Origin of the sequence: Pedobacter sp. MC2016-14 (assembly GCF_020991475.1) — a bacterium.
In the GTDB taxonomy this organism is placed as follows: Bacteria; Bacteroidota; Bacteroidia; order Sphingobacteriales; family Sphingobacteriaceae; genus Pedobacter.
The window spans coordinates 1,741,745-1,755,771 of record NZ_JAJMPA010000001.1; the positions used below are offsets into that span (position 1 = coordinate 1,741,745).

Annotated in this window: 11 protein-coding genes; 7 read left to right on the plus strand and 4 right to left on the minus strand. The window is 42.1% G+C overall.

Annotation, left to right across the window (positions count from 1 at the left end; all coding sequences use genetic code 11):
* Positions 1–21: 21 nt before the first annotated feature.
* Both LPB86_RS07370 and LPB86_RS07375 read right to left on the minus strand, forming a co-directional pair.
* The gene (locus LPB86_RS07370) at positions 22–2,304 is read right to left on the minus strand and encodes an aconitate hydratase (protein WP_230642117.1); all 2,283 of its coding nucleotides are present in this window, start codon (positions 2,302–2,304) and stop codon (positions 22–24) included.
* A gap of 127 nt (positions 2,305–2,431) precedes the next feature.
* The gene (locus tag LPB86_RS07375; RefSeq protein ID WP_230642118.1) at positions 2,432–3,049 is read right to left on the minus strand and encodes a polysaccharide deacetylase family protein; all 618 of its coding nucleotides are present in this window, start codon (positions 3,047–3,049) and stop codon (positions 2,432–2,434) included.
* Positions 3,050–3,091: 42 nt separating this feature from the next.
* Between LPB86_RS07375 and LPB86_RS07380 the strand changes: the two genes are divergently transcribed.
* The 4 genes from LPB86_RS07380 to LPB86_RS07395 all read left to right on the plus strand — a co-directional run bounded on the left by LPB86_RS07380 (position 3,092) and on the right by LPB86_RS07395 (position 7,267).
* On the plus strand, positions 3,092–4,465 hold the full coding sequence (locus LPB86_RS07380) for a TolC family protein (RefSeq protein WP_230642119.1): 1,374 nt from the start codon (positions 3,092–3,094) through the stop codon (positions 4,463–4,465).
* 28 nt (positions 4,466–4,493) lie between these two features.
* The gene (locus LPB86_RS07385; protein ID WP_230642120.1) at positions 4,494–5,837 is read left to right on the plus strand and encodes an efflux RND transporter periplasmic adaptor subunit; all 1,344 of its coding nucleotides are present in this window, start codon (positions 4,494–4,496) and stop codon (positions 5,835–5,837) included.
* A gap of 75 nt (positions 5,838–5,912) precedes the next feature.
* A complete protein-coding gene (locus LPB86_RS07390; protein ID WP_230642121.1) occupies positions 5,913–6,911 on the plus strand; it encodes an NAD(P)H-dependent glycerol-3-phosphate dehydrogenase in 999 nt (332 codons plus the stop codon).
* 44 nt (positions 6,912–6,955) lie between these two features.
* Complete coding sequence (locus LPB86_RS07395) at positions 6,956–7,267, plus strand: hypothetical protein (RefSeq protein WP_230642122.1); 312 nt, start codon at positions 6,956–6,958, stop codon at positions 7,265–7,267.
* 63 nt (positions 7,268–7,330) lie between these two features.
* Here LPB86_RS07395 and LPB86_RS07400 read toward each other — a convergent pair whose 3' ends face one another.
* Both LPB86_RS07400 and LPB86_RS07405 read right to left on the minus strand, forming a co-directional pair.
* On the minus strand, positions 7,331–9,223 hold the full coding sequence (locus LPB86_RS07400) for a DEAD/DEAH box helicase (protein ID WP_230642123.1): 1,893 nt from the start codon (positions 9,221–9,223) through the stop codon (positions 7,331–7,333).
* Between the two features lie 91 nt (positions 9,224–9,314).
* The gene (locus LPB86_RS07405; RefSeq protein WP_230642124.1) at positions 9,315–9,782 is read right to left on the minus strand and encodes a DUF4293 domain-containing protein; all 468 of its coding nucleotides are present in this window, start codon (positions 9,780–9,782) and stop codon (positions 9,315–9,317) included.
* Between the two features lie 84 nt (positions 9,783–9,866).
* Here LPB86_RS07405 and truA point away from each other — a divergent pair, with 84 nt between their 5' ends.
* The 3 genes from truA to LPB86_RS07420 all read left to right on the plus strand — a co-directional run bounded on the left by truA (position 9,867) and on the right by LPB86_RS07420 (position 14,026).
* On the plus strand, positions 9,867–10,640 hold the full coding sequence (gene truA / locus LPB86_RS07410; protein ID WP_230642125.1) for a tRNA pseudouridine(38-40) synthase TruA: 774 nt from the start codon (positions 9,867–9,869) through the stop codon (positions 10,638–10,640).
* A 1-nt stretch (position 10,641) separates the two neighbouring features.
* Positions 10,642–12,423: an ABC transporter ATP-binding protein gene (locus tag LPB86_RS07415; RefSeq protein ID WP_230642126.1), complete on the plus strand. Its 1,782-nt coding sequence runs from the start codon at positions 10,642–10,644 to the stop codon at positions 12,421–12,423.
* 289 nt (positions 12,424–12,712) lie between these two features.
* Entirely contained in the window at positions 12,713–14,026 is a 1,314-nt protein-coding gene (locus tag LPB86_RS07420; protein ID WP_230642127.1) for an RHS repeat domain-containing protein, read from the plus strand.
* Position 14,027 lies beyond the last annotated feature (1 nt).

The window sequence follows — 14,027 nt, forward strand, 5'->3', positions numbered from 1 at the left end:
TTAAAAGATATGTTGCTAAAACTAGTTAGCTGCTAATTTTGCTGCAGCTTCTCTGCGAATGATATTCAACGCGCCACCAGCAATAAACCATTCAATTTGTTGTGCATTGTAACTGTGGTTTACAGGGAAATCTTCTATAGTACCATCAGCATGATGAAGAACAATGGTTAATGGTACATTAGGTGTAAAGGTTGTTAAACCTACAATGTCAATAATGTCATCTTCCAAAATCTTGTCATAATCTTCTTTGTGTACAAAGGTCAATCCAAGCATACCTTGTTTTTTAAGGTTGGTTTCATGAATCCTTGCAAAAGATTTTACCAGTACCGCACGTACACCAAGGTGACGTGGCTCCATTGCTGCGTGCTCACGCGATGAACCTTCACCGTAGTTTTCATCTCCAACTACAATAGATCCAACTCCTTCTGCTTTGTATGCGCGTTGAGTTGCAGGTACAGGACCATACTCACCAGTAATTTCATTTTTAACATTGTCTGTTTTGTCGTTAAAATAGTTTACCGCACCAATCAGCATATTGTTTGAAATGTTATCCAGGTGACCACGGAATTTCAACCACGGTCCAGCCATAGAAATATGGTCTGTTGTACATTTACCTTTCGCTTTGATCAATAATTTTAAACCTTTAAGGTCTGTACCTTCCCAAGGTGTAAATGGATCAAGTAACTGAAGCCTGTGCGATGTTGGTGATACAATCACTTCAACACCAGAACCGTCTTCAGCTGGTTTTTGATAACCTGCATCTTCTACATCAAAACCTCTTGGAGGCAATTCATATCCTGATGGCTCGTCCAGTTTTACCTGTTCGCCTGCAGCATTGGTTAGGGTATCAGTAAGTGGGTTAAAGCTCAGGTCACCAGCAATAGCCAAAGCAGTTACCAGTTCAGGCGAGCCTACAAAAGCAAAAGTATTCGGGTTACCATCGGCACGTTTAGCAAAATTCCTGTTAAAGGAGTGTACAATGGTATTTCTTTCTTGTTTCTCAGCACCTACACGGTCCCACATTCCTATACAAGGTCCGCAGGCATTGGTAAATACTTTAGCGCCAATCTGGTCAAAAACATCCATGAAACCATCACGTTGAATGGTGTAACGGATTTGCTCAGAACCAGGGTTAATGCAGTATTCAGCTTTAGAAGTTAAACCTTTATCCGCAACCTGTCTCGCAACGCTCACCGCACGTGAAATATCCTCGTAAGATGAGTTGGTACAAGAACCAATCAATCCAACATCAATTTTCATTGGCCAGCCGTTTTCAAGGGCTACTTCTTTCATTTTTGAAATCGGAGTAGCCAAATCTGGCGTAAACGGACCATTCAAATATGGCTCTAAAGTATCCAGGTCAATTTCGATGATTTGGTCAAAGAATTTCTCTGGTTCAGCATAAACTTCAGGATCTCCGGTTAAATGCTCTTTCACTGCATTTGCAGCATCAGCAACATCAGCACGGTCTGTAGAACGTAAATAACGCTCCATACTTTCGTCATAACCGAACGTAGAGGTGGTTGCACCAATCTCAGCACCCATGTTGCAAATGGTACCTTTACCAGTACAGCTCAGGTTTTGTGCGCCCTCGCCAAAATATTCAACAATGGCACCAGTACCACCTTTTACGGTTAAAATACCAGCAACTTTCAGGATCACGTCTTTTGCAGAAGTCCATCCGTTTAATTTACCGGTCAGTTTAATACCAATTAATTTAGGGAATTTAAGCTCCCATGGCAATCCGGCCATTACATCGCAGGCATCAGCACCACCTACACCAATAGCCACCATTCCTAAACCACCCGCATTCACTGTATGAGAATCGGTACCGATCATCATACCGCCCGGGAAGGCATAGTTTTCAAGCACTACCTGGTGAATGATACCAGCACCTGGTTTCCAGAATCCAATTCCATATTTGTTGGAAACTGAAGCCAAAAAATCAAAAACTTCTTTACTCTCTGTATTTGCAGCAGGTAAATCAACCTCTGCGCCAAATTTAGCGGTAATAAGGTGATCACAGTGCACCGTAGAAGGAACCGCAACTTTAGGGCGACCGGCTTGCATAAACTGCAATAAAGCCATTTGCGCCGTTGCATCCTGCATGGCCACTCTGTCTGGTGCAAAATCTACATAGTCAGTACCCCTAACAAAAGATCTTTGGGTATCTGTATCCCAAAGGTGGGTATATAATATTTTTTCTGAGAGTGTTAAAGGTCTGCCAACTAATTTACGGGCCGCTTCTACGCGGGGACCAAAGTTTGCATACACCTTTTTGATCATTTCTATATCAAAAGCCATTGATAATGCGTGTTAAAAGGTAATAATTATTATTTGTAGCGAATTTACGAAAAAATATAAGGGAGGATCATCATATAAGTATGATAATTCTATTTATATAAATTCTAAATAGTGAAGCCGCTGTAAGCTACAGGCTTTTAAACTGATACCCCTGCGCAATCAGGTATTCCAGCGCCTTTGGAAGGGCGTATTTTAATCGGTCAAAAGCTTTCAGGCTATCGTGAAAAACTATGATGGCTCCATTGCCGGTGTGCTCAATCACATTTTGGTAGCACCGTTCCGGGGAAAGCTCAAGATCAAAGTCGCCGCTAAGCACGTCCCACATAATGATCTGCAGGTCGGGATAGAGGTTTCGGAGTTTTTTTACCTGCGACTTTTTGATTCTTCCGTAGGGTGGGCGAAACAATTTTGTGCCGGTAAGTTCCTGGCATGCAGCAAAGTTTTTGAGATAGCTTTCGTCCTCCGTTTTCCAGCCTTTAAGGTGGTTAAAGGTATGGTTGCCTATGCTGTGACCATCGGCTTTAACCCGTAAAAATACTTCCGGATGTTTGCGGATATTGTCGCCAATACAAAAGAAAGTAGCTTTAACAGCAAAGGACTTTAGTGTTTTTAATACAAAGTCTGTAACATCGGGTATAGGACCGTCGTCAAAAGTCAAATAAATCACCTTCTGGTTGCGGGCCTTATTCCAAATTAAAGATGAGTAATACCACTTTAGCAGCAGGGGAGATTTAACAAGGTACATGGTCAAATGTACAAAAAAAATGAAATGTGAAATCAACAGCATATGAAATCCGTTAACCCATTTATGCCGCTCTTCCGGTTTAGCTTGCTGTTTTCCTGCTTGCTTTGTGCTACTTTTTATGTAGAGGCCCAGGAAGTCATTACCATCCAGGAAGCCATTAATAAAACATTGAGCAATAACCTTCAAATCAAACAGTCGCAACTCAGCGAGAGTTTGTCTGATGAGAATTACAAGCAAAGTAAAAATGCGCTTTTTCCCAGTGTTAATGGTGGCTCAAGCTATAACATTAATTTTGGGCGGAGCCTTGATCCCTCTACGCAAGAGTTTGTAAGCCAGAAGTTTTCCTCCTTTAACGGAAACCTTAATGCCAGTGTAAACTTGTTCCAGGGCTTCCAGAAAATGAACCAGATCAAGCAGAATAAATTGTTGCTGGAGGCCGATCAAACCAATACTGCAAAGGTTAAAAACGATCTAATATTACAGGTCATAACTGCTTACCTTCAAATTCTTTATAATAAAGATTTTTTGGTTACGGCCAATCAGCAGCTTGCTGTTGCAGAGAGCCAGCTAAAGCAACAACAGCAACTGCTAGATGTTGGGAATAAAACACTGGCAGATTTATCTCAGGCAAAATCGCAGGTGGCCACGGCACAGCTTAGTGTTACCAATGCTGCAAATGCACTCACCATTTCTTACTTAACGCTTGCGCAACTCATGGACATCCCTTCTGCCAGCAAATATGAAATTCAGGCGCCGCTGTTAGCCAGTTTTAATAATCCATCTACGCAGTACAACCCAGATCAGGTGTATGATGAGGCCTTAAAAATATTTCCCGATGTTAAACTTGCGGCCATCCGTACTGAAGCGGCAAAACGCGCTATAGAAGTGGCTAAGGGAAGTTATTATCCCAGCCTTTCTTTTGGTGGTAGCCTCGGCACTAATTATTCCAGCAGCAGGTACAGGATGATTGCAACTGGAATGGTAGAACGTTATCCCTTTATAGATCAGTTTACAGATAACTTTAACCAGGCGGTGGGTATAAACCTGCAAATCCCAATTTTTACCGGTTATGCCGCACGTTCTGGTGTAAGACGCGCAAGAATCAGCTATCTTCAAAACCAAACGCAAGAACAGTTAACCAAAAACAACTTAAACAAAGTCATTTATCAGGCTGTTGCAGATTTAAAAGCGGCTGAAAGCAGGTTTCAATCCACTACAGATACTTACCTGGCACAAAAAGATGCTTATTATGTAATCGAACAGCGTTATGAAGTTGGTCTGGTCAATTCGCTCGACTACAGCACGGCACAAACAAATTTAAATAAGGCAGAGATAGACATGATTCAGGCTAAATACGATCTGCTGTTCAGGGCCAAGGTTATTGACTATTACCTCGGTCGTCAAATCACATTTTAATTATTACAATCCCCAAAAAAATATAGATATGAAGCTTAAACACATACTCATTTCCGTAGGCATTATCATCGCCTTGTTGTTTGCCGGCAAGTTGTCGGGACTTATTGGAGGTGCCAAGGCAGAAAAGGTGACTGTAGAAAAGGCAGCGATACGAAAGGTAATAGAAACGGTTACTGCAAGTGGTAAGGTGCAGCCAGAAACGGAAGTTAAACTAAGTTCAGAAGTATCTGGAGAAGTGGTGGAACTGCTGGTTAAAGAAGGTGATGTGGTTAAAAAAGGCCAGCTGCTTTGTAAAGTGCGACCAGATGTGCTAAAGTCTGGTTACGATAGGGCAAGGGCTTCTTACAGTTCGCAGCAGGCCAGCGTGGCTTCTTCGCAGCAACAGTTAAAACAATCGCAAGGAAACTTTGCCAATTCAGAAGCTACCTATAAACGTAATGTAGAGCTCTTTACTAAAAAAGTGATTTCTGCCTCGGAGTTTGATGCAGCTAAGGCTGCTTTCCTTACGGCTAAAACCAATTTGGAAAGCGCCAGGCAAAATGTTATCGCTGCCCGGTTTGGCCTGGAGCAGTCTGCGGCAAACGTACAGGAAGCGAATGCTAACCTGGCCAAGGCTACCATTTATGCGCCAACAGATGGGGTAATCTCTAAATTGTCTGTAGAGCTTGGCGATCGCATTCTGGGTACGGCTCAATTTGAAGGTACAGAGATTATGCGCATCTCTAACCTGTCTTCTATGGAAGTTAATGTAGATGTCAATGAAAACGACATCAACAGGGTAGTAGTGGGCGACAGTGCAACCATTGAAGTGGATGCCTTTGAAGATAAAAAGTTCAAGGGTGTGGTTACTGAAATTGCCAGTTCTTCTAAAGATGTAGGTACTACTACCTCTGTAGATCAGGTTACTAATTTTGTAGTTAAGGTGCGCATCCTGTCTGATTCTTATAGTGGTGTTAAAGGCGGTGCCAAGAACCTTCCTTCTCCATTCAGACCAGGACTTTCTGCTACGGTAGATATTGAAAGTAGTTCTGTACAGGGCCTTTCTGTTCCTATCCAATCTGTGTTCACTGGCAATGGATCAGATAAGGATAAAAAGGAGGGTACTGATGCGGATATGGACAAGCAAAAGAACAAGCTGACCGATAAAATGATAAAGCAATATGTATATGTGTATAACAACGGAACGGTAAAAAAGGTAGAGGTTAAAACAGGCATCCAGAATGATCAAAATATCATTGTTACCGCTGGGCTTAAAGCGGGTACTGAAGTGGTAACCGGGCCATACTCTGCTATTCAAAATAGGCTAAAGGACGATGCTAAGGTAGAAAAAGTTACTAAAGATCAGCTTATTGCCCTGGAAGATAAAAAGTAAACACTTGCTGTAAGAATAAATAAGTATAATTGTCCCGGTTTACAACAGTAGGCCGGGATTTTTTGTTTATACACTATGGAGCCAAAAGTTGCTATGATTGGTGGGGGTAGTTGGGCTACTGCCATTGTAAAAATGCTTTCAGACAATCTCTCAGAAAAAGAGATTTATTGGTGGATGCGGAGTGATGATTCCATTAATCACATCAAAAAGTACAGGCATAACCCCAATTATTTAAGCTCTGTGGAGATTAAACTCCCCGAAACCCACATTTCTTCTGATATCAAATCCATCATTAAAGCTGCGGATTACGTGGTTTTAAATGTGCCTGCAGCTTTTTTAAAAGAAACTTTAAAAGAAGTTACACCAGAAGACCTGAAAGGTAAAAAGATCGTTTCGGCCATCAAAGGCATCGTGCCGGATGAAAATCAGATTATTGGAGAGTTTATCCACGAAAAATACAACATTCCATTAAAAGATATCCTGGTTATCAGTGGCCCTTGCCATGCTGAAGAGGTTGCGCTGGAAAAACTGTCTTATTTAACCATCGCCTGCATTGATGTGGAAGCTGCACTTGATTTTTCCCGTTTGCTCAATACGCGCTACCTCAAAACAAACAGCTCTGATGATATTTTCGGGACTGAATATGCTGCGGTTTTGAAGAACATTTACGCCGTAGCAAGTGGCATTTGTCATGGTATTGGCTATGGGGATAACTTTCAGGCGGTATTAATTTCCAATGCGGTTAGAGAAATCAGCCGTTTTGTAGATGCGGTTCACCCCATCAACAGGGATATCAATGAGTCGGCCTATCTGGGCGATTTGCTGGTAACGGCCTATTCGCAATTTAGCCGTAACCGTACTTTTGGTAACATGATTGGTAAGGGTTATACAGTAAAATCTGCCCAGCTGGAAATGAACATGATTGCTGAGGGTTATTATGCTGTAAACTGCATGCACCATATCAATAAAAAATATAAAGTAGAAATGCCTATTAGCAGGGCCGTTTATGCCATTTTATACGAAAAACATTCTCCACATATCGAAATGCGCCTCCTTACTGAGCAGTTAAACTAAAACATTATTTCTTGTTGTTTGTTGAAGTTTAAAACGATAAAGCAATGAACAAGAAATGTATAGCAGGTTTATTAACCTTCGGACTGGTGGTTGTGGTAGCTTTCGCTTCACAGGCACAAGAGAAAAAAACAGTAGGACAAACCATTGATAAAACAGCCTCAACCGTAGGTAATAAAACGGCCGAAGTAGCTGTTAAAGGCAGTGCCAAGGTGGTGGATAAGACCTGGAAAGGTATGATGGCGCCAGATGGTTCTAATGTTTACATCAACAATAAAAACGAAAAATATTACATCAATAAAAAAGGGGCAAAGATCTTCCTTAAAGCTTCACAAATCAAAGCAAGACCGAAAGGATAATGCGATTAAAATGGAAAAGCCCCGGCAATATGCCAGGGCTTTTCGTTATAGGTTTTTTAGAAACTATGACCTGCGTCTTCTGTCTCCGCTTCCGCTTCCTTCTCTTCTCGGACCGCTGCTTGCGCCTCTGTCCTCACGGCTTCTGCCAGAGAAATCTTTAAATCCGCCACCAGCGCTACCGCCTTCACGTCTTCCGGCACCACCAGAGCTTCTTCCGCCGCTAGCGTATCCGCCTCTGCTACCGCCACCGCCGTAACTTTTGCGTTCGCCACCGCCTCTGCGTTCTCCGCCACCGTAACCACCACGTTCTTTGCGGTCGCCAACAGGTGCGTCGCCAGATTTTTCAATCCTCACGCCACGGTTGTTAAATTGGATCTCTTTAAAGTTATTGAATAAAGAATCAACACTGTCATCTTCTACTTCAAAGAATGAATACACACCTTTTAAGTCGATTTTGCCGATTGATTTTCCGCTGATTTTACCGTTGTTGCAAACAAATGATAACAAGTCGCCACGCGTAAAGTCGTCTACGGAACCTAAGTTGATAAACAGACGGGTGTAACCAGCACTGCTTCTAGGTCCGCGTTCGCCTCTTTCACCACGTTCGCCTCTCTCGCCACGCTCATCTGTAGCATTCAAATCAGGTGCGTTTTTGTAATATTCTAAAAAGCGGTTAAACTCTAAAGATGCAAAACGTTTAATCACTTCATCTTTGCTCAGTTCAGCAAACTCATCCATAATGCGTGGCATATACTGCTCTATCTGAGCCTCATTTACCTCTACATTGTGAACTTTGTGTACCAATGCAAACAATTGTTTTTCGCAAACATCAAAACCTGTAGGTAATTCTGCTTTTGTAAATTTCTTACCAATAATCCTTTCAATAGAACGGATTTTTCCTAGTTCTTTTGAATTGATGATACAGATGGAAACTCCGGTTTTACCAGCACGACCGGTACGACCGCTTCTGTGGGTATAACTTTCAATTTCATCAGGTAAAGAGTAGTTGATTACGTGCGTAACGTTGTTTACGTCAATACCGCGGGCAGCAACATCAGTTGCAATCAGCAATTGCATGTTACGGTCACGGAAACGCTGCATTACTTTATCACGTTGTTGTTGAGATAAATCTCCGTGTAAAGCATCCGCATTGTAACCATCTTTAATCAGGTGCTCTGCAACATCCTGGGTATCCAGTTTAGTTTTACAGAATACTACTGCAAAAATTTCAGGATTAAAATCTACAATTCTTTTTAAGGCAGCATATTTATCTCTTGCACGTACAGTGTAGTACTCATGCTCAATATTTACGTTACCTGTGTTTTTGGTACCCATGGTCAGTTCAATTGGGCTGTCCATGTAGTTTTTAGCTATTCTTCTTACCTCAGGAGGCATAGTAGCAGAGAAAAGCCATGTTTTTTTGTCGTCAGGAGTAGTAGACAAAATGTCGTTGATGTCTTCCTGGAAGCCCATGTTTAACATTTCATCTGCCTCGTCTAGCACTACAAACTTCACGTTAGTGAAGTCAATTGCTTTACGGTTAATGATGTCTAACATTCGGCCCGGTGTAGCCACAACAATTTGTACACCGTTTCTAATCTCACGCAGCTGTTGCATAATGTTAGCGCCACCGTAAACGGCAACTACACTAGCTCCAGAGATGTTTTTTGAGAAATTCTTGATGTCGCTGGTAATCTGCAAGCAAAGCTCTCTAGTCGGGCATAAAATCAATGCCTGCGGCTTATTGCTTTTAAAGTCTATCAATTCTAACAGCGGCAAACCAAATGCGGCTGTTTTTCCTGTTCCTGTTTGGGCCAAACCAACAAAATCGTTATTGCCCTCTAACAGCACAGGAATACTTTGTTCCTGAATAGGTGTTGGATTTTCGAAACCTAAATCCTTTACAGCATTAACAACATCATCACTTATCCCCAATAATTTAAATGGGTTATTCATGTAATATAATTTATTAAGCCGCAAAGATACGCTTAATAATCAGCATTTTACTGTTTGTGCTGCAAATAAAAAACAGCAGAGCCTCAATTACTTACCTCAAACGGTCAGCCGAACGAATTAAACGTTCATCGTTACGGATGCCTCTAACGGCCAAAAAGCACCATATAATCGCTACAATAGGCATAAAGGCACCTGCACCAGCCGTGGTGTTTTCCAGTCCGCCCGGCATTCCCTGCGCAGATTTAAACACCCAGAAATTTAAAACAGTAAGTAAAATAACAGTAATTACTGCAATTCTTTTCTGCAAAACGCGGTTTTTGAACATAAAAATGTTGCCAAATGCCAGTACAGCCAGAAAAATATGAAAAACAAGCAAGGGCAGATAGGCTGCTACCTTTACGCTTTGGGCAGGCGCCAATTGTGTAGTTTGGTACAAGCCACAAGTATACATCGTTAGTTCGCCACCACTTTCATTTTTGGTAATTAAGGGTAAAAACAGCAGGCATACAAGGGTTAAACTTGTTAGTAATAGCCAGATCGATTGCACTCTTTGTATCATATCAGTTCAATAATTTGGGCAAATATATCAAAAGCAAGCTGCTTTGTCCCATCATATAGCTTAAAAAATATTAGTTTTGCCTTCTTGAACACACAGCGTTTTTTTATCGAGATCAGCTACAATGGTAGTAATTACCATGGATGGCAAATTCAGCCCAACTCCTTAACGGTGCAGGAATGTCTGGATAAAGCTTTATCTGTCTATTTCCGGCAGCCGGTAGTTTCTCTTGGTTGCGGACGTACAGATGCGGGTGTACACGCGAGGCAGTTTTTTGCACATTTCGACCTGCATTTTTCGGCAGATTCGGATGCTGTTGTAAATGAAGGCTTCCTTGGCAAAAGCTTAGCCGGTATCAATTCTCTATTGCCTTATGATATTGCGGCAAAGCGCATTTTTAAAGTACATCAGGATGCACATGCACGTTTTGACGCTACTGCCCGCGCATACCAATACCATCTTCATTTTCATAAAGACCCTTTTGAGCTTAACCGTTCCTGGCTGTTTAAAGGAGAACTTGATGTAGCCGCAATGAACGAAGCCGCACAACTGCTTTTAAAATATACAGATTTTTCCTGCTTCAGTAAATCCAATACGCAAACCTTTACCAACAACTGCAAAATTACCGAAGCCAGATTTGAAAACAGTCCTCAGGGCTTGGTCTTTACCATCCGGGCAGATCGTTTTTTAAGAAACATGGTACGTGCAATTGTGGGTACACTGGTCATGGTAGGTAAAAAGGAAATTACCCTTAACCAGCTCAACGAAATTATTGAAAGTAAAAACCGCAGCAACGCAGGGCAGTCTGTTCCGGCCTGTGGTTTGTATCTGGTCACTGTAGCTTATCCTTTTGTAAACTAAGATGTCTAAAATCACCGGCGATGCTGTCAATACCGATCTGCTTAAAAGGATTTTTCTTTATGTAAAGCCTTACCGAAAGATTTTTGTGTGGTCTATTGTGCTTACTATTCTGCTTGCACTAATTGCACCGGTACGTCCTTTTTTAATCAAGTATACACTGGATAATTATATCCTTAACGGCAATTATAACGGTCTGGTGTCCATGACCATCCTGATGATATTTCTGCTGGTGCTGCAAAGTGTGATCCAGTATTTGCATACACTGCTCACCAATACGCTTGGGCAGTCTACCATCCGCGATTTGCGGATTGCGGTGTTTAACCACATTACGCAGCTGAGGCTAAAATATTTTGACCGTACCCCCATCGGACAGCTTATTACCAGGACAGTGTCCGACTTGGAAACCATTGCCGACATTTTTTCTGAGGGCCTGATTGTCATCATCGGAGACATCCTTATGGTGATTGTTATTGTGGGTTTCATGGTTTATCGCGACTGGGCACTTACCCTGGTGGTGCTTTTGCCTTTGCCTTTGCTGATGCTGGCTACTTCCAAATTTCAAAAAGCCATTAAATCTGCATTTCAGGAAATCCGGGCAGAAGTATCCAATTTAAACACCTACTTGCAGGAACACATCAGTGGCATTTCCATTATCCAATATTTTGCCAGGGAAGATCAGGAGTTTCAGAAGTTTAAAAAAATCAATGCACGCTACCGCGATGCGAATATTCGCTCCAATTGGTACTATTCCATCTTTTTTCCGGTGGTAGAAATCATTTCGGCCATGTCTATGGGCTTACTGGTTTGGTATGGTGCAAAAAGCATTTTGGAGAAACCGCTTGATGTTACCCCGGGCACCATCACAGAATTTCTACTTTACATTAGCATGTTGTTCCGTCCAATTCGGGAACTGGCAGATAAATTCAACACCCTGCAAATGGGTATGGTAGGGGCAGAGCGGGTGTTTAAAGTTTTGGATACAGACGAGGTGACGGAAAATAAGGGGATTTATGCGCCAGCTCAACTGGATGGATCAATCTCTTTTGAAAAGGTATACTTTGCCTATACGGATGAAAATTACGTGCTTAAAGACATCTCTTTTGAGGTAAAAGCTGGAGATACCGTAGCGCTTGTTGGGGCCACGGGTGCTGGTAAATCTTCTACCATTAACATTCTTAACCGCTTCTACGAAATTCAAAAAGGGGAGATTAAGATAGATGGCATTAAAATACAGGATTTTGAACTTGGCTATTTGCGGCAGCATATTGCAACGGTTTTGCAGGATGTATTTCTTTTTTCTGATACCATTTTCAATAACATCACCTTAAACAATCCTGGTATAAGCATGGATGAGGTAGTAGATGCGGCAAAAAAGGTGGGTGCTCATGATTTTATCTCCCGCTTACCGGGCGGTTATTACTACAATGTGATGGAAAGAGGCTCTACACTGTCGGCAGGGCAGGCACAACTCATCTCCTTTATCCGTGCATTGGTTTATAATCCTGCTATCCTGGTACTGGACGAAGCCACTTCTTCTGTAGATACGGAAACGGAATTACTCATTCAAAAAGCCATCGATAATTTAATGAAGGGCAGAACGGCTATTGTGATCGCCCACAGGCTATCTACCATCCAAAAGGCCAGTCAGATTATTGTGCTGGATAAGGGAGAGATTAAGGAAAAGGGGACGCACCAGGAGCTGTTAAAGCTAGATGGCTATTACAAAAAATTGTATGACCTGCAGTTTAACTCCAGTGGTATTGTCAATACTGCAATGAACTAACTTGATTGCTGAATATTATTGTGGTATATTTCCAATATTCCACAATAATATTCATACACTCCGGCCCACATGGTAACAGACTCCGGTACTGCTGGTAGGCATGTATTCACATAAAACACACTTTAAACACATTTCGTTCACGAAAAGGTACCCTTTTGTGGCTTTTGTGTGAACAAGGTGTGAACAAAGTGTGAACACGCATGCTGACAAAGAGATTGGATTCCTGTTGGCAGGAAAATGATAAGTTCTTTGAAGATATTGTAATTTTTTAGATTTCTTATTGAGAACCATGATTGGAAGTTACCTGCAAAGTGTGGATTTGCGGTACAATATCCGCGGCTGGCTAACGCACATTAATAATTCAGATTTAAGCTCGGATGGTTATAATGAGGATAGCAATGATGTGTTCGGGATGGAGATCCTGTACAATGCTTCAGGGTGCACCGGAAATACGGGGATATACAACGGCCAGATTTCAGGAATCAAGTGGAAGGCGAAAATGGACAGCCATCCTTATGATAATGTGGGCAGGGCGTATAACTATAGCTACGATAAGCTGGGGCAGGTACGTAATGCTTTGTTTTTTGGAAACAATGGTTCGGGCTGGACATACCGGAACGGCGCTTATGATGAGAAAAATATCAGTTATGATTTAAACGGTAATATCCTGTCACTGGAGCGGAACAACTGGGCGGGGGCGGTAGTTTTTTCTATGGACAACCTCACTTACAGTTATAAGTCTTCCGGGGGCAATGACCAGCTAATGCAGGTGATAGATGCGAACGGTACCGGTGGAACATATGGCTTTAAAAACCAAAGTGGAGATGCAGAACACTATCTGTACGATGATGATGGCGACTTGATCCGGGATAAGAACAAAAATCTGGAATATTCTTATAACGATCTGGGGAAGGTAAACCGGGTTACACTATTGAGTTATACCCATCGCTACATCCAGTATAACTACGATGGCTCCGGTGTTTGTTTAACAAAGCAGGTGGTGGATAATGGCGGCACCATTAAAACGACAGCCTATCTGGAAGGTTTTGTTGCTGTGGATAATATGCTGAGTTACATCAATACTGCCGAGGGTAGGGTGAGGACGGCCAGCGGTGTTGGCACGTATGAGTATTACATTAAAGATCATCTTGGGAATGTAAGGGTTAGTTTTGAGAATCAGGGTGGCGTTGCGGTGGTAAGACAGGAGAATAGTTTTTATGCTTTTGGTTTGGTACATAATTCTTCGCCTGTTATATCCGGTGCAAATAAGGAGATAACTGCTGGATCGATATGGGATGACGATTTCGGCAACGACCCTGATTTGTATACGATGCCTTACCGGCAGTACGATCCTGTGCTTGCGAGGTTTAATGCCGTGGATCCGATGGCCGAAAAGTACGATGATTTGACGGTATATAATTTTGCGTTCAATAATCCAGTAACGTTCAGTGATCCAAGCGGAGCAGATCCAATTGGCAGTTGGGAGGAGTTGCTAAGCATTATAAATCAATTGTTGAATAACCCCTACGGCGGGTACTGGAATTCCTTTGGCGGCTTTGGACTCTTTTACGATCATCAGGATGCCTTCGATCAAATTGAATAGG